Origin of the sequence: Microbacterium oryzae (genome assembly GCF_009735645.1) — a bacterium.
GTDB lineage: Bacteria > Actinomycetota > Actinomycetes > Actinomycetales > Microbacteriaceae > Microbacterium > Microbacterium oryzae.
The window spans coordinates 2,384,460-2,409,494 of sequence record NZ_CP032550.1; the positions used below are offsets into that span (position 1 = coordinate 2,384,460).

Below are 25,035 nucleotides of genomic sequence, written 5' to 3' on the forward strand. Positions count from 1 at the left end.
CTGCTGCCAGAGTCTCCTTCACCCCGACGCATCGGAGCCGGCGGCCCGGAACTCGATGACGAGCTCGTACTGACGGGCCGACCGCGGTGGAAGTACTCCCCCTGTGGGCTCGAAATTAGCGAGCGAGGCTATGGATGGGCCGAGAGCCTGATGCGGACGGCGTGCGCGACGAAGATCCGGGTGGAGGCCAGCGAGTCGCATCCGCATGGGACGATGATCGCGTGATCGGGGACCAGGAGATTCTGGTGGCGCTCCATCGGGCGGCAGGGCGGTCTCGGCTCGTGTCGCCGGGGGAGGAGTCGCCCTGGGAGTACGAGATCCGGGACATCCGTGCGGTGCCTGGCGGGATCGATATGGCGCTCGTGCATCGAGATGGAGTGGGTGCGCGGATGGTCGTGCCGCTGCCGTCGAGCGGCGGTTCGCAGCCCTGGCTCTATGCCGATCCCGATGATGCCGATGACTGGGTCGGCCAGTTGCTGATCTGGGTGGATGAGGAGGTCTACACAGCCGGCCTGCGCGCAGGGCGGACGCGCGTCGACACCGACGATGCGAGCTACGTCGAGCTCACGAGCTACGGATGGCGCGTGAGCGACCCCGCGGAGCACGAGCGTCTCCTGAATTTCGGGACTCCCCAGGGGCGGCTCGAGCCGTAGCGCGGCAGTGACGGCGCGACGGCTATGCGGGGCGCTCGACGGTCAGCGCCTCGATCCGCTTGATCTCCTCGCGCATCACCTGCAGCGCCCACGCTGCGTCGTTTTCCGGTCGGTCGGCGAGCAGGTGCGCCGCGACGCCGTCGACGAGCGCGCAGAGCCGCTTCGCCTCGAGACTCGCGCGCTCGGCTGCCAGGTCCGGTGCCAGCATCGTCACCACGTACTCGCAGAGCGCGAGCACCTGCCGGTACGCCCGGTCGCGGATGGGCCGGAGCTCGGGCAGAGCCGGAGCCTCGGCGATGAGTGCGATGTTCACCTCGAGCTCGGCTCGAGCCTCGGGCTCGAGGGGCAGCACGTGCCTGAGGAGCGCGAGAGCCACCTCCGGGCGATCGCCCGTGAAGTGCGTGGACGCGATGCGCTCGGTCGCGCGCGTGACCATGAGCTCTGCGGAGAACTGCAGGAGGTCCGACCGCGTGGGGAACACGTGTCGCAGCGACCCCACCGCGACCCCGGCGGCCGCGGCGACGGTCCGCACCGAGACCGCTCCGATGCCCTCCGAGCGGATCGTCGACCACACCGCCTCCGCGAGCTGCTCCCGGCGCTGGTCGAGGTCGATCCGTCGCGGCATGAGGACAAAGTAGCACGGTCGTGCTACTTTCCTTTCTGGCACAGGCGTGCCAGAAAGGAACCGTCATGATCTTCGTCATCATCATGGCCTGCGAGATCGGGTTCTGGGTGCTCATCGCGCTCGGGCTCGCCGCGCGCTACGTCCTCCGGCGTCCGCGCCTCGGTGCGGTGCTGCTCATCCTCACGCCCGTCGTCGACCTCGTGCTGCTTGCGGCGGCGGCCCTCGACCTGCGCGGCGGAGGAGAGGCGAGCTTTGCGCACGCGCTCGCCGCCATCTATCTCGGCTTCTCGGTCGCCTACGGTCATCGGATGGTCCGGTGGGCGGATGTGCGCTTTGCTCACCGATTCGCGGGTGGGCCCGCGCCGGTGAAGCTCTACGGCCGGCGCTATGCCGCCGCCTGCTGGGCGGACGTGCTGCGCACCGCGCTCGCGCTCGGCATCGCGGCGGGGATCCTCTGGTTGCTCATGCTCGTCGCCGCGGACGGCACGGACATCACGGCGCTCGAGGGCGTCTTCCCGATCCTCGGCGTCGTGTTCGCCATCGAGCTCATCTGGGCGATCAGCTACACGGTGGCGCCGAAGAAGGCGCCCGCGCACGCGACGCCCTAGACGGGCTCCGGCCGCGCCGACGAGCACCGGAAGGCTGCAGGCCGCTGCTGACCCGCCTCACCGCAGCAGCACGGGACCCGCGTCGATGGCGAAGCGGAACAGGTGGTACGGGTACACGCGCAGGTCCTGGCCATCCTGGTACTTCGCCTGGCGGTGCAGCTGATTCGCCGTGACGTACAGGTGCCCGTCGCGGGCGACCGACATGGTGTCGGGCCAGAGCAACCGCTCGTCGTGCACGAGGGTCTGCATCTCGCCGTCGGGAAGCCGTCGGAGGACGGCGTTGTGCTCCCAGTTCGTCGCGTACAGCCGGCCCTTGTCGTCGGTCTCGAGCCCGTCCGCGCCGCCGCCCTTGTCACCCTCGTCGACGACGGTCGCCGCGACATCCTCGTCCGAGCGCGCGCGGTCACGCAGCGCCGCGGTGTCGACGCTGTACCAGCGGCGCGAGATGAGCGGGCAGTGCCAGAGCCGCTCGCCGTCGTGGGAGATCGCGATGCCGTCCGCGCCCATCTTCACCGGCTGAGGCGCCTCGCCCGCGCTGCGCTCGGCGAACACCCGTCCCTCGGCGACCGGCACCATCTCCTCGGGCGGAAGGGCCTTGGTGGTCGGATGGTTGTGGAGGCGCCGCCACGCCTCGCCGCTGGCGAGATCGACGACGATGATGCCGTTCGGACCCTGGTCGGAGGAATCGGTGATGTACGCGAAGCCCGCCTCGCCCTGGCGCAGATCGAACCGGACGTCGTTGAGGTAGGTCGTCGGCAGGGCGACATCCGGTTCGAACAGGATGGTCTGCGCGATCTCGTCGGTGGCCAGGTCGACGCAGACGAGCTTCGGGCCGCCGCGCTGCGTCTCCTCGAACATCGGGCTTCCGGTGTCGAGCACCCACAGGCGGTCGGCAGGGTCGACGACGATGCTCTGCACCGATACGAAGGCGCCCGGATCGGCGTTGCTCTTCGCCTGGTTCACGGCCACGTTCGGATACGGCTTCGCGACGCCGTCGACGAGCTCGACGACGGTCGCGGGCACCTCGTCGCCCCACTTGGGGAAGTTCACGAAGATGCGCCCTGTGTGCGAGACGCTCACGCCGGTCGGCATGGGGCCGTCGGTGAAGGTGTGCACCACCTCGAGCTCACCGCGCGGAGTATCGGAGACGTCGATGGCCTGGTCATCGCGGCCGAGGAACGGATTCGTCATGCGGTCGAGTCAAGCGGATGGTCCGGGTGCCGCCCAGGGGGTTGCGCGCGGCGGCCGACCCGTTTCGTCTCGTCGCTTCGCTCCTCGCTCAACGTCCGGAGGGTCGCACCCCCCCCGGTCGTTGAGCGAGCGGAGCGAGACGAAACGGCGCAACCCTCTCCCGGACGTTGAGCGAGCGAAGCGAACCGAAACGCCGAAACCCTTACGGGAACAGCAGCGCGAAGATCGCCGACCCGCCGCCCGTCGCGATGAGCGCGATGATCGCGACCCACGCCGTCGCGCGCACGCGGCGCACGCGCTTGGAGGAGTACGCCGCGTAGTCGGCGTCCTCCTGCTCCTCCGGCGTGGGCATCAGCGACATCAGGCGACGGGCTCGACCACCGTCGGGCCGAAGCGGGAGGGCAGCGTCGCGGTGGACAGCTCGCGCAGCTCCGCGGCGGTCACCGTGAAGACGTCCTGCACCTCGAGCGCGGGCTCGCTGTCGGTCACACCGATGCGGGCGACGGGGTAGCCCCGGCCCTCGCAGAGGCCGCGGAACTTCACGTCCTCCTCGCGCGGCACCGTCACGATGACGCGGCCGGTCGACTCGCTGAAGAGGGCCGTGGCGGCGTCCACGCCGTCGCGCGACATGATCTCGGTGAGCCACACGCGGGCGCCGACGCCGAAGCGCAGCACGCCCTCCGCGAGGGCCTGGCCGAGGCCGCCCTCCGACAGGTCGTGGGCCGAGGAGATGAGCCACTCGTCGCGCGCGGCCTGCAGCAGACCCGCGAGGCGCTTCTCGCCATCCAGGTCGACGAGCGGCGGGCGTCCGCCGAGGTGGCCGTGGATGACCTCCGACCAGGCGGAGCCATCCAGCTCCTCGCGCGTGGTGCCGAGGAGGTAGATGTTGTCGCCGGCGTCCTGCCATCCGCTCGGGATGCGGCGGGTGACGTCGTCGATGATGCCCAGCACGCCGACTACGGGGGTGGGGTGGATGGGCGTCTCGCCGGTCTGGTTGTAGAACGACACGTTGCCACCGGTGACCGGCACGCCGAGCGCGAGGCACGCGTCGGAGAGGCCGTCGACGGCCTGCCCGAACTGCCACATGACCTCGGGGTTCTCGGGCGAGCCGAAGTTCAGGCAGTCCGTGACGGCGGTCGGCACGGCGCCCGTGACGGCGACGTTGCGGTACGCCTCGGCGAGGGCGAGCTGCGCGCCCGCGTACGGGTCGAGCTGGCAGTAGCGGCCGTTGGCATCGGTGGCGATGGAGAAGCCGAGGCCCGACTCCTCGTCGACGCGGATCATCCCCGCGTCGTCGGGGAACGACAGGGCCGTGTTGCCGAGCACGTAGTAGTCGTACTGGTTCGTGATCCACGAGGTGTCAGCGAGGTTCGGGCTCGCGACGAGCTTCGCGAACTGCTCGCGGATGCCCTCGGGCTCGGTCGGGCGCTCGAGGCGCGACGCCGAGTCGGCCTGGAGGGCGTCGATCCACGCCGGGTAGGCGACGGGGCGGTCGTAGACCGGGCCGTCGACGGCGACGGTGGAGGGGTCGACGTCGACGATCGTCTCGCCGTCCCAGGTGATGACGAGGCGGCCATCCCCGGTGACCTCGCCGAGGACGCTCGTCTCGACATCCCACTTGCCGGTGACGGCGAGGAAGGCCTCGAGCTTCTCGGGGGCGACGATCGCCATCATGCGCTCCTGCGACTCGCTCATGAGGATCTCCTCGGGCGTGAGCGACGGGTCGCGGAGGAGCACGTTCGTGAGCTCGACCTTCATGCCCGAGCCGCCGTTCGCGGCGAGCTCGCTCGTGGCGCAGGAGATGCCGGCGGCGCCGAGGTCCTGGATGGCCTCGACGAGGTCGGCCTTGTAAAGCTCGAGGCAGCACTCGATGAGCACCTTCTCGGCGAAGGGGTCGCCGACCTGCACCGCGGGGCGCTTGGTGGGTCCGCCGTCGGCGAAGGTGTCGGAGGCGAGGATCGACGCGCCGCCGATGCCGTCGCCGCCGGTGCGGGCGCCGAAGAGCACGACCTTGTTGCCGGTTCCGGTGGCGTTGGCGAGGCGGATGTCCTCGTGGCGCATGACGCCGACCGCGAGCGCGTTGACGAGGGGGTTGGCCTGGTAGACGGAGTCGAACACCGTCTCGCCGCCGATGTTCGGCAGACCCAGGCAGTTGCCGTAGGCGGAGATGCCGGCGACGACGCCGTGCACGACGCGGGCGGTGTCGGGGTGGTCGATGTCGCCGAAGCGCAGCTGGTCCATGACGGCGACGGGGCGCGCGCCCATGGAGATGATGTCGCGGACGATGCCGCCGACGCCGGTCGCCGCGCCCTGGAAGGGCTCGATGTACGACGGGTGGTTGTGCGACTCGACCTTGAAGGTGACGGCCCAGCCCTCGCCGACGTCGACGACGCCCGCGTTCTGGCCCATGCCGACCATGAGGCGCTCGCGCATCTCGTCGCTGACCTTCTGGCCGAAGCGGCGCAGGTAGTTCTTGGAGCTCTTGTAGGAGCAGTGCTCGCTCCACATGACGGAGTACATCGCCAGCTCGCCCGAGGTGGGGCGGCGGCCGAGGATCTTCTTGATCTGCTCGTACTCGTCGGGCTTCAGGCCCAGCGCGTCGTACGGCTGTTCCTTCTCAGGAGTGGCCACGGCGTTCTCGACGGTGTCGGCGACGTGGGCATTGGCGGACGCGGGTGATGCGGGCATGGTCACGCGAGAAGCTCCTGAGGGCCGAGGGGGAGCGGACGAGGGAGAGTCTACCGGGGCGGGATGGCGGGAGTTGGGGGGAGGGGTGTGGCGCGGAGTGTCGACTCAGGACACCGTGCAGGTCAGGCTAGGCGTAGGCGGGCAAGGGACGCCTCTCGAGTGGCTGGGACACCCAGAGAGCCACGGCCAGAGGCAAGAAGCGACTATGTCCGTGGAGGGACTCGAACACTCACGTTTGAGCATCCACCGCGTGCTGTTAGCGGCCGCTCGCGCATTCAGGGGGAGCTCATCCGGCAGGTCTTGGCCGATGACGAGCAAATGGGTCGGAGAGAGCGGGAATGAAACAGTGCGGAGTCCCGAGTCCTTCGTAGGCTGCCAAAGGAGCACGGCCCCCTCTCCGGTCGCGAGCCAGTTGGCCTTCAGGACCTTCCAATCCCAATTCTCGAGGCCGAGCGTAGAGAGTCTCAGAACCTCCGGACGCGCCTGGAGAGCAAGAGCATGTAACCAAGTGCGAGCTCGGCGTCCACGAAACCACCGCCGGTCTTGACAAGCACAGCCGGCACGCGGAGTTTTATCTGGTCCGCATAGCGTCCGCGATCTAGACGACCTCAAGGGCACTGTGGGCAACGTCGACGGGCTGTCTCCTCAGGATGTTCTTGCTGAACTCGACCTTGCCGACAGCGTGGATCCAGCGGACACATTCGCGATTGAGCTCAGCCCAGACGCGCCCGTAGCGAGAGGAAACCGCTTCTCGCCCCAAGCACCCTGGAGAAGTTTACCGGCCGGTCGTCGAAGCCCTGGTGGACCACCAACGCAGCACGACGACCGAGCTGGCAATGCCGGACGTGATGCAAGCTACCCGCGGCGAACTGCGCAATCTCGAGCGATACCGGTCTATTTACTACGGCACCGCACGCGAGTGGAAGTGGAACACCGCCGCGATGACGCTTTCCGAGGATCCGGACGAGGCTGCAGAAACCATTGGTCGCGAGCTCGCCATGCTCATGTCGGGAGACTTCCTTCCGGTCATGGCGGAGCAGCCTGTCATCTCCGTAGGCGATCGGCAGTACCTCATAGAGCGGCCCCTGGTCACGAGCCACCGGTCTATCCGAGTGGACCCGAACTTCGACTCCGAGACAGTCAGCCCGGGCGTCACGATTTCACTTGTGCCCGGTGCCGACGACGGGGTGGTCACGACCGCCCTCGTCGATTGGTCGCCCGACGCTCCGTCGATATTCGGCTGACTCTGCCCTAGTCCTGTTCGTCGCGTCGGTCTTCAATCGGCATAGGAATCGGCTCAGCCACCTGCTCTTCGTCCGCTTCAGTCGCTCCCGACTCGCCGGCGTCGCGGCTTCGCGTTTCGGACGCATCGAGTGCGTGACGGCCCGCGGCGAGCTCCGCGATGCCCTCGTCGTCCACGATGCGCGCGTTGCGGAGCGCCCCGGCGTGCCTTAGCAACTCCTCGAAAGCGGCTCGGGCAGCGTCGGCGTGCCATTGCGCTTCATCGTGAGTCATATTCACGACGGTCCAGGTGTGGATCTCCGTCCCCTCCTCCTCCTCGGGCTCATTGACTTCGAGAGACACCACGACCTCCGCGGCACGTGGCTCGGTGGAACTGAGTACCGGCTCGACTGCGCTGGGCGCCGGTACCTCCACCTTTCTCTTGCGTGCAGTTGGGCTGAGCTTCTCGCGCCACAGCTTCTTCGCCGCGGGCAGCGCATACTCCTCGACGGCGACGGCGACGGCGACGGTGCCGAGCCGGATGGCTACCTCCTGAACTGCGGCCATGAGCCACGGCGGGACGCCTCCTGAGGAGGCCGCGCGCACGACCTGAACGTTCGGCTTCGACATGCTCGGCGGCAGAGGGCGCGGATCATAGGCCTGCCCGCTCAGCGTGCCATCGGACCGACGAGCGCCGCCCGTGCCCACCTTGTTGTCGCCGTCAAGGCTCGACCGAGCCACCTTGAAGATGAACTCCTCGTAATCCGGCTGAGCCTCGGCCACCTCCGCCACCTCTCACTGCGTCTCAGGGCTCGATTCTGACACGGCGCTGTCGCGGCCTACTGTCGGATCACGAGCAGTCAAGGAAGCTTCAAGAGGTCACTCGGCAGCGGAGTCTTCCTCGGGTGCCACTGGTGATTGGCGGGATGCGGGACCTCCAGCGGCACACCGGGTCAGCCCAGTCGATTGACGGACGTACCGCTGCGCTAGTTGCCGCATGCGACGACGGTGCACGCCCGAGCGAGTCGCCACCGGTCGATGCGATCTTGCAGCCGTCGAGAAGGCGCTGGCCGGGGCGACGCAACCGCTGGAGCAAACCCTAGCGCGGCTGAGGGCTAATCAGAGTCAAGGCGTGCCGCGGCCCAGCGAGCGATAGCGACCGCACGCGATCGAGTTAGATCGTTCCCAAGAATGTCAGCGTACTTCAGCTGCCGAACGGCGTATGCAAGCACGAGAGCCGAAAGTTCGCGAACGGACGTACACGATTGATCGGACCAGTCAGCCAATAATGCGAAATAGTCGGGAGCTGGACAGTCGTCGAGGAAGGCGTCGGTGCCGAACTGCTCGCATTGATCAATGGTTGGCCACTCCGCGCCGAAGAGTGGGGAATCTGGATGGAACAAGGGACCTAGCTGGAGAGTGAGGACGTCGATGAGCTGACTCCCGCTCGTCTGGCTGTCGAAGTCGATGATGACAGGGTGGCCGTCCGCTACCAAGACGTTGCCAGGATGAAGATCGCCGTGACGCGGGGCAGAACTGGTCGCAGCAATTCGCGAACCTGGCGGCACCTTGATGCCGAAGCTTGCTCCGCGTTCGACTACAGTCGACCAGGGTGCGAACGGAGCCCCAATCTCCTCGACCGACACGTTCACTCGCTGGCCGATCGACATCTGACCGAGACTGTCCCGAAGAACTGTCGTTGCCGCGACGGCCGCCTCTTCGTCGGTGACAATTAGCTCGAGGAGGGGCACGGGATTCGAACCGACAAGTTGTTGGATAGTAACGTAGAAGCCGCCGCAGAAGCCTCGGATCGTTCCCACAACCCCCGCGGTGATCTGGGCGGGACAAAGGTCTTGAAATCCTCCTGGCTCGCGCGTTTTGATTTGTCGCTTGGCGACGACGCGGGCCATGGAACCGTGATGGCTCTCGATCGAGCACAGCCAAACTGGCGAATCAGTTAGTCCGCCAGCGAGTGGACGTGCGTCGATGGAACTGCCGCCGAACTCGAACGCAACACGTCGAAGCAGACGCCGATTGTGCGCGGTGAGCTCGGAAGGCTCGATGCCAGTGATTTGGATGTCCTGCAGCGCCGACAACGCACTGTGCACCCTTCCTACGTACGCATCGAATTCGAGGGACTGACCTTTCTCGAAGAGGCGCACTCGATCGAAGACAAACGCGTCGTTCCCGAGTGACACGACCCCGCGCTCGGTAGTCGCGAACTGCAAATGCTCAAAGCCGGTATGCCCGCTGAAAACGACGGCCGCCAGGTCCGGATGCTTCAGCAACATGGCTGTGAGCAGGTCGTCGCCCACTTTGTCACTCGGCGCTTCGCCGGAGCGAAACGGTAGTCGCCGGTCTAGGACCAGGAGATCGATGAGGTCTGCTGTCGAATCGACGTGTTCTTGTGCGGACAGCGCATCTGAGTAGACCACGACGTCGAAGCCAGCGGCTTCCAAGGCATCAGTCGTGAACTGTGCCGCGCTCGGCTCGTCCTCGACGAGGATGGCTCGGAATCTAGGCACGAAATCTCTCTCCTCGAAGTGAAAAAATCACGATTCCTCCGCTTGCCTGAAGCGAGAAATTGTACCGCAGGCGGTCCGCGGCCATCCTCATCGCGCTAACACCGAGTCCTTTATGGCTGTCCTTTGTCGACGCGCCCGTCTGCGCGACATGCTCCATCTCGAACGCTTGACCCTCGAAGCGATTGGTGACGGTCACCCAGAAGTGTCGGTCACTGACGCCGTGCCGAACAAGGATCGGAGCTCCAGGCAATCCGCTTGAGGCTTCCTGCGCGTTCAGCAAGGCATTCCCCACGATGATCGAGAACAGCCCAGGATCCGTGTCGATCGAGTCGTCGTCGCCTCTGTCCGCGTCAACGACCTGATCGGGAAAGCCCTGCGGTTGACAATCGACGATGAGCGTAAGTAGCGACGCTCTTGAATATCGAGGCAGGCGATGCGCAGCGGCGAGCGTCTCCAAACCTAGTAGACGGCGTCTCAGGAGATCGATGTTCCTAAACGTCTCACTAGCTTCGTACTGATCACCGATCTCCCTCGCCGCACTGCGCCGGATCCACCCAATGATTGGTTCTGTCTCATGTCGGATGAGACCGCTTAAGGCGTCGAGAATCTCCGGGGAAGCGGGCGCCACATCAGGCTCGTAGACGTAAGTCGGCTCGGAGATCTGTTGGGCTCGCCGCACGGCCGCCGCCAACAACCGCCGCACGGCAGGAACCGTCTCTTCCTCGATGGCAGTGGTCAGTATGCCGATGTCACCGATTGCCGCATTGCGCACGTACCAATCTGCGGCTGCCGCGCGCTCAGACGGCAACCGGCTTTGGAGTGCTTTGGTAGGCGGCTGACTAATGGGACTCAACCTCGTGCTCTGCGTAGAACTCAGCTCGCCGGAGGAATGCATCGCGCCCGCCCTCCATCAGTCCGGTTATCGTGTCTACGATTGGCTGTTCGTCGAAGGCTCCTCGGTTGGATACGAAGCCTCTCGTGCCATCGCTCTCAAGCGAAAGGACGAGCTCCGCAGAGCCGAGCACTGGGATGTTTGCGTTGTGCGTTGCGACGATAGTCTGCGCGCCCCGCTCCTCACGCATCGTCAAAGACGTGATGATGTTCTTCACCAGATATGCGTTATCGAGGTGGTCCTCCGGTTGATCCAAGATAAGAATGCGCGATCCTTCCGTGAGTACGATCGGAAGAGTCACGGCGCACTTCTGGCCCGTCGAAAGATCCTCAACGCTTTTTTGAACTGCGCCGTCGATCAACCTGAAATCGACCCGATCATCGAGCGTCGCTTCGGCTATCGACGAGACACTTTCCTCGTTCTGCAGGGCCGCCAGCACGCGCGCGGCTCGATCGGTTCCGACATTGGTTGCCTCGGATAGGCCAACGAGATCGTTATTTTCAACGTACGCAAGCAACTGGCGAGGCAGAAGCGACCGTGCCATCGAGTCTGCGAGTGCCCGATATTGGAGACCCGAACCCTGCAAGAGCTCGATCAGAAGGTCGCGAAACTTTGTCGAGTCGGCGAGATGATCCACGCTAACCACTACGCGTGACTGCAAATCTCCTGAAACAGCCTGTGCGACTGCTTGGCGCGCCTCGAACAATCCCTCCTGCCAGATCTCGTATTCGTCTAGCAATTGAGATCGCTGGGAGACGAGCTCGTTTGTCGACGCTTGCAACTCGAGGAGTGCGGCTTCCAGCCGAGCGACTTCAGCGAGCTCCGCGTCGATGTTCCTGAGCTTTGCAGTGATTTGGCCGAGCCCCCGCTCCGCGGTCTCCAGCTCTGCCCGGACTGGCGCTGCCTTCAGTCGTAGCCGGTTTTGCTCATTGAGCAAGTCCTTACGAACGGCGTTGAGCGCGGACTCGAGCTCGGAAATTCCGCTGACTAGCTCCACGCTGAGCTGAAGAAGGGACGCGACTCGGTGCTCTACCTCTGCCGCGACGGCCACACCAACTTCTCGCGACGGAACCGCTTCAATCGCGGCTTGCAGTCGGCTGGCCAGCTTGGACGCGTCCGCGATGCGACTAGATGTTCGCTCGCTGGCTTCCGACTGGCCACCAACGGCGAGCAGTTCCGCTTCGAGAACTCTGAGCAACTCGCGCCGTTCTCCAAGATCTGCCGATGAGTCCGTTAACAGCTCGCGCTCCTGGCCAGCGAGCGCCGTGCGGTCGGCCTCCAAGAGGGCGCGTCGCGATGCGCGCTCCCGTGCCTGGTCGGCGTCTTGTCGTAGCCGAGCCAGGTCGCGCGTTAGACGCTTGGCGATCTCCAGGCTGGGAGGTGCAGCAGAGACAACTGCGCGCAGGTCGATGAGATTCAGTCGGCTCGCAGAATTGGATGCAATGCGCTCCAGCTCGTTCTGCCCGAGCGCGAGCGCGGCTGTGGAAAGTTCGCCAGACCGTCCATTCCCCGCCGCGTCGACCACCAGATGGTGCGACGAGTGTTCGTCCTCGACGTCCAGCACCACTTCGCCTGCGCCAAGCAAGTGGGTGATGGCCTTGCGCTGGCGCTTGGCTTCGGCTTGGTCCGCATGCTCGATCCCGAGCGCGTGCCGGATCAGTTCGAGCAGCGTTGTCTTGCCGGACCCCCTCGGCCCAATGACGACGTTGAGGCCTCGCGACAGCTCGACGTCAAGTCCAGCGAGGAATCCACCATTCACGCGCACTCGCGATATCCACACCACGCTATCTTCTCGTTATTCGAGTGGCGGACCAACCTCGACCCGAGGTGACGAGTCATCAAGGGCGCCTCGCGATTGCTGAGCAGGCTCCATCAGCGACGACGAGGGCATCAAACGCATGACCGCACTGTACGCAGGCGCCGCCGTCGAACGCCAGCCCGACACCCTGCTCGATCGCGAGCTCGACGAGGACGTTCGCCGTCTGCAGGTCGACCATGCCGGCTTCGTCGACAACGATCCGATCGCGAGAAGGCAGCACGTACCGAGTTGGTCCGTTGTGTACGGCGCCCGTGCTGGGATCGATTTCGCCCGCTCGAAGCCTGGTCCACTCCTTCGCGCCGCCCTTATGGGCGCCCACTGGTCGCCATGGTCCGAAAGCAGGGCGTGAATACTGGTTGCCGCGGCTGCCCTCGCGCTCGCGGGCCAACGCCGGGACTGGCCCGGTTCGTGCCCTTAAGTCTCGGGGCTCAGCCCCGTTCGGCGCAGTCAAGCCTTGAACTGGCTGGCAGTCGGTACCGTTACCGTTGTCGCATGTCGTGGGCCAGCACCGAAGGTACCGCCCGCTCGATGAGGTCCAACCGCGGAAGGGACACCAGTCCGGAACTCGCGGTTCGAAAAATTCTCCACAGCATGGGCTACCGCTACCGTGTCGACTTCGCTCCACTCGGCGGGCGGCGGCGGGCGGACATCGTGTTCACGCGACAGCGGACCGCGATTTTCATCGACGGGTGTTTCTGGCACTCGTGTCCTATTCATGGGACGAAGCCTCGGCGGAACGCCGACTATTGGAGGCCCAAGCTACGCCGGAACGTCGAACGTGACCGCGAAACCGACAAGCTGCTCCGAGATGCTGGATGGGCGGTACTGCGCTTCTGGGAGCACGAGCCTCCCAAACTGGTCGCAGAAGCGATCATCGGGACGCTACGTCAAAACACGTAGCATCCCGATGTCTCAGCATCAGTCGCGATCGACGATCGCGCTGTCCGCGCTATCCTCGCGACGGACTGTGAAGCCGATGCGCCCGCGTGGCGCCGAGCCATACGGCATCGCGATAGAGAGAAGCGTCGCGACACTCTCGCTCAGCATGAGCGTCGGCCATGCGTCCCTCTTGATGCGATTGGCGCTCGCGCGGCCCTCGTCTCGGAGTTCGTCGCTGCTGACCTCAGGGTCGTAGGCGAAGGTCAGAAGCAGCGCCCCGCGTGTCGCTCTGGACAGCGACTCTGCAACCGGGCCAGCCTCAGCATCCCGATCCGGACGCTGGGTGATCACCTCGAGGGCTGCACGATGCCGCCGCTCGCTTCCGGCGAATCCAGGGCGATCCTTCCGACGCCGGCGCTCAGCGATCGAAACGGTGGCGCCTTCGATCTCCCGCTGATAGGTCGAGTCCAGTTCGGGCACGATCACAGCCCAATCCTTCACTGTCCCTTCATGCGCCGCCTTCTGCATCATGCTGATGGTGGGCTTGAGCTGGTCGGGTGAGGAGAACCGGAACTCGCTAAGAGCCGCGACGACCGCTTCGGTTGAGGCAATGGCGTAGCGGCCATCGAATGTCGTGCCCGCCACCCCGAGGAACTTATGCGGCTCGGACAGCCCGCTCAACAGCGGCTTCACGGCAGCGAAGTGCTTCGCATTGCGACTTCCGTCTTCGCGGTGGTCGTGCTGGTTGAAATCCTTAACGACGCCGCCGTCACCCTCGTAGGTGAGTACCGCGTTGTACATCTTGTTCGCGCCCGTGGGCTTGAGCCAAGGCAGCTGCTGGAAGACAAGCGGCGGCACATGGATGGGCCGCACGACCGGTCGGCCATCCTCCTCGATCTCGGCGAATCGGTGTAGCTGGTCGCGGAACTCCTCCTCGTCCTCGATGATCGAGGTGAACGCGTCGTACAGGTCGTACGACTTTCCCCGCCCATCGAGGACGTTCCGCGCGATGTACAGGCGGACGAGGTCTCCGTAACCTGGACGGTAGCCGAACCACCGGCCCATCTGCATCAGCGTGTCTGCTGCGGCAGCACGGCGACGGTAGTAGGAGATCGTCAGGCCCTCGACGGTGAACCCGCGGCTGAGCTTCGCGCCACCGACCATGATTCGCCAGTACGGACGGGTCTGGAAGTCCATCGCGTCGTAGTCGCTGTCCTTCGTCCCGTTGACGACCACGACGGGATCGCTGTCAGCAGTGATGGCGTCGACTGCCGCGCCGACGAAGGGCTTGAGGTGGTCGAAACTCACTGGAAGCGGATGGTCGGGCCAGTCCCGCGCCTCATTGACCGCCCGGAAATCCGATTCGTACAGCTCGCGCAGTCGGGAGAACGCCGACGGGTTCGTGTACGCCGCACGCCTCCACACACCGCGGAATCGGTCGGCAAGGTCGGACTGGTCGGACGTGCGCACGGACTCGTGGACCAGCATCGTGTGGTGGCGGAATGCGGGTCCTGTGCCGAGCGACTCCCGCCACTTCTTGATCGCCCCCGTCAGAACGAACGCGTCAAGAGCGCCGAGGATCTCGGCCTCTTCCGCGGCAGGGTCTTCGTCGCCGTCGGCATAGAGGTCGCGAACGAAGGCGGCTTCGTTCGATCGAGCCGGGTCCCCCCTGTCTGCTTCGTCAAGTCCCCACAGGTCATGGAAGTCGCGACCGCCCATGTACTGGGATGAGGGCTGAAGGCTGACGAGGAAGTCCTTCGGAAAGAGATCCTCCGAGTCGTCGGGCGAGATGAATACGTTGGCAAATGGCGTGGCGGTGTATCCGACGTACTGTGCGCGCGGCAGCTCGGTGAGCAGGTCGGCGATCAGCTTGTTGATGGCGGAACGCTTTCTGGACTCGGCCGCGACTTCCTGCTTCGAACGCGGGTTGACCGTGTTCACCGATGCCTGGTCAGCCTCGTCGTCGATGATCAGCGCCGGGATCTCCTTGCCATCCGCCCGAATGTTCTTCAGGTCATGCAACAGATTCTTCAGCGAAGTCGTGTTCTTCTTCATGATGGCGATACGTGCATCGACGGAGTAGATGTTCTCGGGCGCGTACACCGGCTTCCCCGTGTCGCGGAGTTCGCCGGTGCGACGGAAATCGAGCGCGTCTCGCCCCAAGCGGAGTTTGCGATAGTCCCGGTCCACCGTCGTCAACCGCTTGATCGCCGGCACCTCCGGCAATGAGTGCACGTCCTGTCCGTGCTTGAGGAATTTGCCCGCGTACCAGTCGGCGTCCTGCGTTCCGATGTAGTCAATCTCGCGGATCGACGACGCATCGTTCCTGTCCGCTCCGTCGAGGATGTTCTCCTCGCCCACGAGCTCCATATCGAGCCGGCGCTGCGTCTGACCGCGCAACAGCTCGATGGTTCCTGTCAGCACGATGATTAAGCGGTAACCGGCGTCGATCGCCTTCGCGACGATACCCGTGAAGTTGGCCGTCTTTCCGCTCTGGACGTGGCCAACGACAAGGCCTTTGGTCTGATATCCCTCGGCCGCGCTAGGGTCGGCGAGGCGCTGGACGATCTCCGTGGTGGAACGGTCGAGAGTTGCCAGCGCATCGACGTCCCATCCCTTCCCCTCGAGAACACCTCGGTACGCGCGCCAGTAGAAGTCGTGGGCGGCGCGGCGCTCCTCGTCGTACCAAGGGGTCCAGTTCTTGGGGTCGACGATCATCGCATCCATCTGAGACGCGCTCGGGAACTCGGAATCGAGAACCTCGCGCAGACCGTCCGAGATTTCGAGCATCTCGTAGATCCGCTCTCGTCGATTCGGAGTGCCGGGCCTGGTGTCCTGGATCCAGTCCGCAGAGGCGAGCGCATCCCACATCGCCAGCGCCATGTGGATTGCCCTGCGTGCGGGGTCGTTGAGATTGGGAACGGTGACAGCCGCCCTGATGTCTGCTTCCGTGACGTTGACCTGTGTCTTGCGCAGCTCGCCCTGCACGCGCCACAGCAGCTCTTCGGGGCCGGTGTCGCGAATCTGGTTCAGAACCTTTTGAACGGCGGCGGTTATGGTCGGGTCGACAGTGGTCGTCATTCGGGTTCCTCGCAGAAGTCATCGAGTGGAGCGCCTATTCCAGAGTGGGCGAGATCGGTGACGTTGACACGGTAGGTCACGCTGGCGACATGCGGGCGCTGAGGAACGACCCGGTCCAAGCGCCCGGAGGTGATGGCAGGGAACTCCTCATCCACCAGATACGCCCGGGGTGTGGAGCGCGGTTGGTGCCGCACCTTGTAGAGATCCGCATCCGCGTCTCGCCAGCCAAGCCCCTCTATCGCTGCATCGAACGTGCGGCGGGTCTGGTCCAGCCTGCTGCGCAGGTCGGCGATGACGGACGGCAGTGTGAAGCCCTGTTCGGCTAGACCCGCTCGAGTGAGTTGGATGGAGACCAGATAGAGAGGACGAGCCGGCTCCGGCTCGAGCTGCGTCTCCGAGCCGATGACGTGCACGCGGGACTCGGACTTCGTGGTTTTCACCTCGGCGTCGAACTGTTCGAACGCGAAGTCGTGCTCCTCGGCCAGTGGGCCCAGCCACGCAGTCATGGCCGCCTCCTCGCCGAGCGTGTCAACCGCGTGGGTCAGTACGAGAAGCTCCCCGAGTAGACCGAGGATCTTCTCCTCGGTGAGCCGTGATCGTCCGGCGAGCAAATCTTTGAGCGACGACACGGCTTCTGACACGGCATGCCGAAACGAAGCCCCCGACTTCAGCTGATCCACGATCGATTCCAGCAGTACGTAGGCCTCGTAATGCATCTCGCGGGCATCGACAACGAGGCGGAACCACTCCGTGCCGTCGCGCTGAACACGCAGCAGCGACAGCCTATCGAACGCGGTGACCTCCGGTTCCGACCCTGCCGCAGGGGTGCGGAGCTCGATCTCTTCACGGCCGGGGTCGATCTCCATCACTACAGGCGGCTCGGCGTGCAGCGTGAAGGCCGACTTCGCACCCAGCCGGAAGTACTCCTCGACCGTTCTAGGGTCTAGGTGGCTCGGGTTGTCACCCGCGTTCGTCGTCATTCCTCAGCTCCTTCTCCTGGCGCGCGGACTCTTCGCGCACGGCCGCGGTCAGCAGTTGGTCCCAGGCTTGCAGCTCAGCCTTCTCGCGCGAGCCCAGGTAGGAGCCCTCGAAGTACCGCGAGTACAGCATGACGAGCATCGTCTTGAGCAGCGGCGCGTCCTCGTTGTCGACACCATCGACGCCCGTGATGAGTGCCCGGTAGGTGCTGTTGAGCCAGATCGTGCGATTCTCGAGATCGATGTGCACGGGCGACTCGGTCGCATCGATCCGCCACCGGATGTCAATCGGATGGGCGTTGGCGCCCTCGACGGACTCATCGAATGCAGTTCGCATCGCCGCACTCATTCCACGACCGGGTCGTACGAGCTCGACAGGACGCTTCTCATACTTTCGACTCTCCCGCCGACGAGCCTCGGCCGCAGCGAGAAACGCGCGGAGAGATTCTCCACCAGGTGCCACTCGGGCGTCGAGCAGCGCAGCCTTGGCGTCGGCGTCGATCTCGAGGCCGGCCTTCTCGGGGTTGATCGTCACGTGCCGTTCGAGCGGCCCTTCGATGTCCACAGCGATGCGAACGTATTCAAGCTCTGCACGGTGAACGGTGAGGGTGTTCCACCCGCCCATCTGCAGCAGCCGGTCGTTGCGATAGAAGTAAAAGCCTTGTGCGAGCCCTCCGGGGCGGCCGCCGAGTCTGAACTCCGGTAAGCCGGCTTGCGCTGCTGGCCACACGTGCGCCTCGGCAACACCCGTAAGACCATCGACCGAGAAGGATAGCTCGGCCGGAAAACGGTCGTTGGGCAGCCGATGGTACCCGAATGGGTCCAGGGCGCTCACAGTGCGGGGGATGCCGGACTCTCCGTAGAACGCGTCAAACACGTCGATGTTGATCGTGATCCGACCAGATGCGATATGCCGGTGGAACACCGTTCCGAGGTGCGTGCGTAGCGCCGTCACGCGTTGATCAAGCCACTGGGAGCGATCGCGCTGGTCGTGGCTGCTGAGGAACGTCCGTGGGCCTACCCACTCGACCACGGTGCCGTTCGACAACGGGAAGTCGACCCGAATCCCCTCAAGCACACCGGCGACGTGGTCGCGGTCCAAATCCCCGATGAGAGTCGGGTCGGCTGCGCCGATCGTGCGACCCGAAGCGAGCGTGCCGAACTTGCGCGAATACACGTTGAGCGTGTCGGCTTGACTCAATGAAGCGGCCTTAAGCCCCAACCCGAAGTGCCCCTGATCGCTCTGGCCGTACGCTCTCTTGAGGGCGTACTCCATAGCGGAATCCATCTGGTCGCTGTCCATTCCGCAGCCATCGTCGATCACCTGCAGGCCGGTAACGGCTCCACTCGTCTCGAGAAATCGGACGAGTACCCGGGATGCTCCGGCGTCGAGGCTGTTGTCGACAAGGTCCGCGACTGCGGTCTCGAACGTGTGATGCCGACCGACGGCCTTCGCGATCGAGGGGTCCGGAGCCGTCTGCCGAAACCGGGTGACATGCGCCGCTTCGCCCATCAAATGTCCTCGAACAGGTTCGGGTACAACCCGAGCTGGGTCCCGTTCTCCTTGACCGTACGCACGACCGAGTCCGGGAAGCCGTCCGCCTTACCGGCATCTATGTCGACTCGGATCTCGAGAGTGTCAGGCTCTGCTCGCCGCAGGTGTTCGAGCAGCTCTTCGGCCAGCTGAACGGCCTGTGCACGCAGGTCGATGCCTGGCTTGAGCTCGATCGAGCCGCGATAGCGGGCGTTCCTAACGACCGCCGGTGCCGGCGGGCGGGACACTCCGCCCGAACCGCCCGAACTCCCGAATCCTGAATCCGACGCAGAATCCGAACCTCCACCCTTTGTGGGCGGCGCCGCGACGCGATCGGCCTCCTCGACCTCTCGTGCCCGCTGTGCCACCGCAAGTCGCGGGCTCACCAGCAGCATCGAGTCAGAGATCGCCGCCGGCGCCGAGTCCTCGATCGGTACTCTGAGTTTCACGAAATCGCCGGTCGCCTCGTCATAGCCGTCGGCAAGGGCGAAACCGAGCTGTTCCCATGCCGGGTCGGTCATCGCTCCCGCGATCGCATCGAGCAGCACGCGCTTGTCGCGCAGTCGCGCCAGGTAGGGGTACCGCACGTGATAGTCCCACAGCTCGTCGACGCGGATCGAACCCGAGTTCCACCTGCTTCGTAGACTGTTCTGCAGCTCGACTCCGATGGACTGCATCGAGAAGTGCGTGATCACCACGTCGGCCTTATCGAAGCGGTCGCCGACCGTGAGGATCACCGACTCGGTCGCACTGTCGGCCTTGATCTGCGAAGTCGTCCAGGACGCTCTTGCTTCGAGCTGCTGCGGATAGATGCCCCAGATCCACGTCTCGCGGATACGCTGCTCGACCGTCTTGTTGAGGGCCGTGATCCGCTGCGATGCTGTCTCAACTTGGCCCTGGGTCAGATCCAGAATCTTGCGCTCGTGGTGGATGGCCTCCCACGCGAGATACTGCCGCGCCGCCTGTTCAAGATCGGCCCAGCGCATTTGATCCGGCGCAAGAACGACGACAGTGTTGACGCCCTGACGCGGCGCGTTCCCTCTGGTCGAAGCGACGTGGTGCGCGAACCCGTGGGCCTTCGAGTCGTAGCTCTTACCGTCGTGGGTGTGAGCAGGACCTGCGATGACGAGGCGGACCTTGTCGGCTTCGACTACTTCGCTGGAGTCCGTGGGCGCATAGACGATATCGGCAAACATCGCGGGGTTTTTCGTCTGGCGCCGAAGGCGATCGACGATGAAGCGTTCGACGTCTGCGACCGAGTACGACTGCGATCGCTCGGCGACCGTGCGGTTGAGCGAGACCTGCAGATCGAACCAGTGCCGGTCCCCCTCGGCGTAGAGGTAGTTGGCGCGCTCACCCAGAAGCTGCAGTGCGCTGCCGAAGTTGCCGATCGTGTCGCCTGGCATGGCGACGCCGAGGAACATGCGCTTGCGTTCGATCCCCTTGTGACTCGAGCGCAGCGTTGCGGCCGATCCGATGAAGGTCGCGCGAGCGATCCGGCGCGTCAGTGCGCGGTTACCGAAGAGCGGCTTCTCCCTATCGATATGGATCGCGGTGCCGTTAGCGCCGTCGATGTCGCTCTCGACGACCGACTTCCACCGATCGCCATCATCGAGGTATCCAGTGAGCTCATCACGCACTGCGGCAGAGTCGAGCGGAATCGATCCGGGCATAATAAGCGGCGATCTGTCACCTGCCGAGTGCAGCGCGTGGACGACCGCGCTCATGAGCCGCAGCACGCCGCGCGTGCGTTGGAACTTCTCGAGTGTTGACCAATCGCCGTAGAGCCGGTCGAACAGCTCCGGATGGATCGGATACGCGTCGCGGATGCGCGACTCGTATGCCGGCTCGCGGGTCTCGGCCGGGAGTTCACCGACGCTTCTGCGGTAGTACTCGACGAAGGTCTTCGCAGTCGCATCGATCCGCCGACGCGCCTCGGCATCCGGCTCCCGGAATAGCCGCCGACGTACGATCTCGAAGGACTCCGTGCTGCTCGCAGGTGTCCAGGGCTGCGCGACGCGGGTGACCACATTCTGCAACTTCTCGAGTGCGGCCCGACCGTGGGCACCGCCCACCTCGAGGTCGGAGGCGACGGGAGCGTCATCGTCGCGGCGGACGTCAGATGCCGGGATTGACACTAGCAATAGAGCGCCCCGCACTGACTTCACGGCCTCAGTGAGTTGCTGCGCGAACGAGAACTGCGTCTCGAACGTGCCTCCGACGAGCGAATCCTGCCCGTAAAGCCCGCGGGCGTACGCGACCCACTCGTCGATCAGGATCACCGAGGGCGAGTGTGCTTCGATCACGTTCCGGATCGCAGCACCCGGGTTGGTGCCCGTGCGGTCGGCCTCGGCAACCTGAGCGTACGCTGCTGCACCGCCGAGCTGCCAAGCGATCTCGCCCCAGATTGTGCGGATCTCCGTGCCGTCGGGCTTCGTCCAGCTCTGCCCCGGCGAGAGCTCATTGCCCACGATCGCAACTCGCTTCACGTCGCCTTCGATCACGGCGGGGTCGGTACCGAGCTCGCGGATCACGTCCTGCGCGCTCTGCGGAAAGTCGGTGATCGTCCTACCACCGAACAGGTGCCACACTGCGAGCATCGAGTGGGTCTTGCCGCCGCCGAACGCGGTCTGCAGGTTGACGACGGGTGCGGCATTCATGTCGCCTGCGATGCGCTTGACCGCGATCCCCAGCAGCGCCTTGAGACCCTCGGTCAGATAGGTGCGCTGGAAGAACTCGATGGGGTCGTTGTAGTCGCTGGAGGCCTCGGCACCCGTCGCGACCTGATGAAGATCGGCAGCGAATTCCGCGCGGGCGAAATCGTTGGCGGCGATATCAGGATGCGGCTGCAGCACCTCCCGCCACGGCGCGAGGTCCGTCGATGACAGAGCCGGCATACCGGCTCCGACTTGAGTGTCGCGGCGCGTCTCGTCGGCGTAGGCCGATCGTTGGAGATCGAGACGCGAGCGACGGATGCTGTCTGCCGCAGCGGCGGCACCGATCGCTCTAAGGAGCCGCTCCATCGTGTCGAGCGCGCGGTAGGCGTCGTCGGCACTGAAGGGTTTCTTGTGCGCCCACGCGTCGCGCACGCCGCGGAGCTCGCTCGCAAGATTCTGCTCGGCGCGAGATAACTCACCGTTGAAGGCGTACCGAAGCGATCCGAGTGGCTCTGTCAGCACCCGGAGCTGGACTTGAGGGTCTGTCGGCGAATAGTGCTTGCCCGCAATCCCGTCCTTCGTCTCAAGCAGCCGTGTCCAGTCGGTGACCCCCTCGGGCAGATGAGGGACGAGGACACGGGCGATGAACGGCTCGAGCGCCTCAGAGATGGTGTCCAGGCCACGGCCGACACGCTCGATGTTCGAGACCATCGTCACGCCTCCAGGTTGTCAAAGTCGAGGGTCGGCGCCGCCAGGCCGACGGGGCGGTCGATCGCGGATACCGCGGCGGCTCGTACCTCGGGCCAGGACGAGCCGAGCGTGTTGAACAGGATGCCGGCCTGAGTGAGTCCACGCTTCTCTGAGATGGCGTACAGGAGGTAGGCGAGCTCGTGGGCTGCGGTCATATCGATGCCGCGCTGCTCCGCGCCCGCGAGAATGCGGCCCGCCGCGTCGAGACCCGAGTCGGAGAGCGCCCGCGCCATGTGCAGTACGACCTCCCACAGCGAGATTCGATCGTCGGAGCGAGGGTCGTAGCCAGCCGGGAGCTCGTCCGGAGCGAAGAGCTTGACCTTGCCTCCACCGCTCGAGATGACGCCCGACCGCGCGAGTCCCGCGACTGAAGCGTTCTTCGCGCTCGCGAGCGTCTCGGCCTCGCCGTACTGCGACACATCAAAGCCATGAGTCTCGAACCATGCCACGCACCAGCGCGTGTCGTCGTCGAAATCGCCCTCCTGCTGCGAGAGCACCTCGTCGAGCACACCGTTGATCGCTCGGAGCGCGTCGCGAATGCTCATGGGTGCGCCCGATGGGTCGATCACTCGCGCGTACTTCGAGAAGGTTGCCATGCCTGGACCGATCGCGGCCTGCGCCATATCGACGGGTGCAATGCTTCCCTGTTGCAGGTTGCGTAGCGCCTCGGGGAGTGTGGACTTCAGCTCAGCGAGGAAGCCGCGGCGGTCGGCGACCGGCGCGTCCTCGGAGCGCGGGCGGAGCGCGAGCACGATAGATGATGCGAGAGCGTTCGTCCCAATGCTGATCATTCGGCCAGCGCGCTCGGACCGGACGGGCCACGTCGCGGTTACCATCCATCCCTCGGAGACCATACCGCTGAGCAGCGTCTCCCAACCTGTGGAGGCAAGCCCATCGGCCTCCAGCTCCGCCTGCTTGAAGGCGTAGTAGACGGTGATGGGGTAGTCGTCGCCCGCGGACCGCCGTGCCTCACCGAACACGTTGCGGAACCCTGACTCGAAGAATTCCTGCGCTGCGTCGCGGCCACCGTGTCGATACGGGTTGGCCACAAGTTCCTCAGCCTTGGGCACGAGCATGGTGCTGAGGAGCTGGGGGTGGATTGCCCGGAGTCCCCGCCGCAACCACACATAGAAGAAGTCGGACAGGTCGGAGTATCCGATGTTGTCGTAGTAGGGCGGATCCGTCGACGCCGTGAGACTCTCGTAGGTCCTCGTCGACGCATCCGCCTGCATAGCGACAGCTGACCCGCGCGCGGGAACTCGGTCGAGCACGTCCGCGATCGAAGCCAAAGCTATGACCGGATCTCCCGATGCACGCGCTAGGGGTGAGGCCTCGACGAAGTCCCACGCCATCGGCACCGCCTGACGCGAGAAGAGGTTCCGTGTCTGGTCCCGCGAATTCGACCACGTTGCGAGGGAGTTGCAGATATCCGCCGTCCGACTGACGCCGAGGCCCAGGTAGGTGGCGACGGCGTCGGCGTAGGCCGCGGCATCCGTCCCTCCCTCTTCGAGGCGGCTGCCCTCGGGAAGGCCGCTGGCGAGGGCATCCTGGAGGACCTGCTCCCGCGCCTCCCCGACGAGATCGCTGAACGTCGTGAGTGCCGTCAGCTGCCGGTTCGTGAATAGGGATGCGAATGTGGTGAGTCCGTACCGAACAACGTTGATACGCCCAGGCCAATCGAAAAGCTCGCCAGATGGGACGTCCGAGGCGATCGCGTCGGCAGCGGCGCGCGCGTGTTTCGCGTCTGCGGGCAAGTAGACGCGCGCCCGCGATCCCTCGGCCACGACGGACATCAACTGAGCGTCGAGTCCGACGTCGCGGCTCTGAGAACGGACGTACTCGAGTGGCACTGCGCTGCCGCAGCCGACACAGCGTGCACCTTGTCGCCCCACGGTTCCGTCCGAGTCCTTCGTTGGAGCCGACTTCGGGTTATGTCCGATTGTGAACTCCACGCGGTCGTTCACGACCGAAGGGACGACGTACGCCTCTTTACCTTTCTTCTTCCCCAGCCACCACGAGCGCACAAGCGGCATCTCGATTCCGCACGCCGGGTTGGGGCAAGTGACAGTTCGAGCCCAGATCCAGGCGATCACATTCGCCTTCGTGCCATCGGGCAGCGTCGCCTTCGGGTAGAGATGTCCGATGCGGCGTTCGGCCTCGTCACGCATCCATTCGCCGTAGCGGCGCACATCCTCGGCGAGACCCGTCGCCTTCGGCCACGAGTTGCGCGTGCCCTCGGCGCCTGGGAAAACCGGCGCGCGTCCCGCGAACTTCGGGGGGATCTCGATCAGCGCCTTATTGATGAGCACCGCAACTGGGTTGAGGTCGCTCGCATGCGCCTCGAGACCGAGACGCTGTGCTTCGAGAGGGATCGTCCCTCCGCCTGCGAACGGGTCGAGAATCGCCGGGGGGTTGCCGTCCGTGGACCGGCGGATTTCGGCGCGCACCTGGTCAAATAGGCTCTCGTCACCGATGTTGTCCCAGTCGACCATGCGCGTGATGAGATCGAAGAGACGCTGGCGCTCGGCATCCACCCGGGCAGCGACGTGGGCGTCGACGTCGCTCAGTCCAGCGTCCGCCGCCTCGCTCCGGAACTCGTCCGCACGCTCCGACGGATCGTCGACCAGCTGTGCGAACAGCACCGCCCGTGCGGTGGCGAGGGGGCGACGCGCCCACCACAGGTGCAGCGTCGACGGGTGCCCGTGCCGAATCGACTTCTCACGCGCGGACTGCGCGTTGATTGCTTCGAGCGGCAGCGCGACCTCGATCAACTTCTTCTTGGCCACAACACTCCCCGTGGTGCTTCCGACCCACCGCGGCATCGTCGTTCGACGCCCTCCGGCGAGGGTCGTCTCCTTTCTATCGCATGGAAGTGACAGACCTCGCGGTCGGCCTGCGCCGACTGCAGGTCCGGCGATGTCGGAGATTACGTTTA

At 65.1% G+C, this 25,035-nt stretch carries 18 protein-coding genes; 5 read left to right on the top strand and 13 right to left on the bottom strand.

Annotated features, from left to right (window positions below):
* Positions 1 to 161 precede the first annotated feature (161 nt).
* Positions 162 to 653, top strand: coding sequence for a hypothetical protein (locus D7D94_RS11185; RefSeq protein WP_156242681.1), 492 nt, complete (start codon positions 162 to 164; stop codon positions 651 to 653).
* A 22-nt stretch (positions 654 to 675) separates the two neighbouring features.
* Here D7D94_RS11185 and D7D94_RS11190 read toward each other — a convergent pair whose 3' ends face one another.
* Positions 676 to 1,278, bottom strand: a complete 603-nt coding sequence (locus tag D7D94_RS11190) for a TetR/AcrR family transcriptional regulator (RefSeq protein ID WP_156242682.1) — start codon at positions 1,276 to 1,278, stop codon at positions 676 to 678.
* A gap of 65 nt (positions 1,279 to 1,343) precedes the next feature.
* On the opposite strand from D7D94_RS11190, the gene D7D94_RS11195 reads away from it, so the two are divergent.
* A complete protein-coding gene (locus tag D7D94_RS11195) occupies positions 1,344 to 1,886 on the top strand; it encodes a hypothetical protein (RefSeq protein ID WP_156242683.1) in 543 nt (180 codons plus the stop codon).
* Between the two features lie 57 nt (positions 1,887 to 1,943).
* Here D7D94_RS11195 and D7D94_RS11200 read toward each other — a convergent pair whose 3' ends face one another.
* From D7D94_RS11200 to purL, 3 genes are all read right to left on the bottom strand, one after another.
* The gene (locus D7D94_RS11200; protein ID WP_156242684.1) at positions 1,944 to 3,077 is read right to left on the bottom strand and encodes an L-dopachrome tautomerase-related protein; all 1,134 of its coding nucleotides are present in this window, start codon (positions 3,075 to 3,077) and stop codon (positions 1,944 to 1,946) included.
* 202 nt (positions 3,078 to 3,279) lie between these two features.
* Positions 3,280 to 3,438 carry a hypothetical protein gene (locus D7D94_RS11205; protein ID WP_156242685.1) on the bottom strand — a complete coding sequence of 53 codons (159 nt, stop codon included), beginning with the start codon at positions 3,436 to 3,438 and terminating at the stop codon, positions 3,280 to 3,282.
* The gene (purL, locus tag D7D94_RS11210) at positions 3,438 to 5,765 is read right to left on the bottom strand and encodes a phosphoribosylformylglycinamidine synthase subunit PurL (protein ID WP_156243427.1); all 2,328 of its coding nucleotides are present in this window, start codon (positions 5,763 to 5,765) and stop codon (positions 3,438 to 3,440) included. The genes D7D94_RS11205 and purL overlap by 1 nt, the downstream gene beginning before the upstream one ends.
* A gap of 800 nt (positions 5,766 to 6,565) precedes the next feature.
* Between purL and D7D94_RS11215 the strand changes: the two genes are divergently transcribed.
* Positions 6,566 to 7,009 (top strand): hypothetical protein, encoded by a 444-nt coding sequence (locus D7D94_RS11215; protein WP_156242686.1) that lies wholly within the window; start codon positions 6,566 to 6,568, stop codon positions 7,007 to 7,009.
* 7 nt (positions 7,010 to 7,016) lie between these two features.
* Here the strand turns inward: D7D94_RS11215 and D7D94_RS11220 are convergent, their stop codons facing one another.
* The 4 genes from D7D94_RS11220 to D7D94_RS11235 form a co-directional block, all read right to left on the bottom strand.
* Positions 7,017 to 7,769: a hypothetical protein gene (locus D7D94_RS11220; protein WP_156242687.1), complete on the bottom strand. Its 753-nt coding sequence runs from the start codon at positions 7,767 to 7,769 to the stop codon at positions 7,017 to 7,019.
* Positions 7,770 to 8,101: 332 nt separating this feature from the next.
* On the bottom strand, positions 8,102 to 9,511 hold the full coding sequence (locus D7D94_RS11225) for a phosphotransferase (protein WP_156242688.1): 1,410 nt from the start codon (positions 9,509 to 9,511) through the stop codon (positions 8,102 to 8,104).
* Entirely contained in the window at positions 9,504 to 10,283 is a 780-nt protein-coding gene (locus tag D7D94_RS11230) for a GHKL domain-containing protein (RefSeq protein WP_173024309.1), read from the bottom strand. Before D7D94_RS11230 ends, D7D94_RS11225 begins: the two co-directional genes overlap by 8 nt.
* Before the next feature lie 67 nt (positions 10,284 to 10,350).
* Positions 10,351 to 12,186: an AAA family ATPase gene (locus D7D94_RS11235; protein ID WP_156242690.1), complete on the bottom strand. Its 1,836-nt coding sequence runs from the start codon at positions 12,184 to 12,186 to the stop codon at positions 10,351 to 10,353.
* 115 nt (positions 12,187 to 12,301) lie between these two features.
* Here D7D94_RS11235 and D7D94_RS11240 point away from each other — a divergent pair, with 115 nt between their 5' ends.
* Together D7D94_RS11240 and D7D94_RS11245 are read left to right on the top strand one after the other, a co-directional pair.
* Positions 12,302 to 12,571 (top strand): hypothetical protein, encoded by a 270-nt coding sequence (locus D7D94_RS11240; RefSeq protein ID WP_156242691.1) that lies wholly within the window; start codon positions 12,302 to 12,304, stop codon positions 12,569 to 12,571.
* A 143-nt stretch (positions 12,572 to 12,714) separates the two neighbouring features.
* Positions 12,715 to 13,122: a very short patch repair endonuclease gene (locus tag D7D94_RS11245; RefSeq protein WP_156242692.1), complete on the top strand. Its 408-nt coding sequence runs from the start codon at positions 12,715 to 12,717 to the stop codon at positions 13,120 to 13,122.
* 18 nt (positions 13,123 to 13,140) lie between these two features.
* Here D7D94_RS11245 and D7D94_RS11250 read toward each other — a convergent pair whose 3' ends face one another.
* The 5 genes from D7D94_RS11250 to D7D94_RS11270 are packed head-to-tail and all read right to left on the bottom strand — an operon-like array spanning position 13,141 to position 24,886.
* Positions 13,141 to 16,182, bottom strand: coding sequence for a Z1 domain-containing protein (locus D7D94_RS11250; protein ID WP_156242693.1), 3,042 nt, complete (start codon positions 16,180 to 16,182; stop codon positions 13,141 to 13,143).
* Positions 16,179 to 17,162, bottom strand: coding sequence for a PD-(D/E)XK motif protein (locus tag D7D94_RS11255; RefSeq protein WP_156242694.1), 984 nt, complete (start codon positions 17,160 to 17,162; stop codon positions 16,179 to 16,181). The genes D7D94_RS11250 and D7D94_RS11255 overlap by 4 nt, the downstream gene beginning before the upstream one ends.
* Entirely contained in the window at positions 17,143 to 18,672 is a 1,530-nt protein-coding gene (locus D7D94_RS11260) for an ATP-binding protein (protein WP_156242695.1), read from the bottom strand. The genes D7D94_RS11255 and D7D94_RS11260 overlap by 20 nt, the downstream gene beginning before the upstream one ends.
* On the bottom strand, positions 18,672 to 22,061 hold the full coding sequence (locus D7D94_RS11265) for a Swt1 family HEPN domain-containing protein (RefSeq protein WP_156242696.1): 3,390 nt from the start codon (positions 22,059 to 22,061) through the stop codon (positions 18,672 to 18,674). The genes D7D94_RS11260 and D7D94_RS11265 overlap by 1 nt, the downstream gene beginning before the upstream one ends.
* Positions 22,062 to 22,063: 2 nt before the next feature.
* The gene (locus D7D94_RS11270; RefSeq protein ID WP_216648657.1) at positions 22,064 to 24,886 is read right to left on the bottom strand and encodes a DUF1156 domain-containing protein; all 2,823 of its coding nucleotides are present in this window, start codon (positions 24,884 to 24,886) and stop codon (positions 22,064 to 22,066) included.
* Positions 24,887 to 25,035 lie beyond the last annotated feature (149 nt).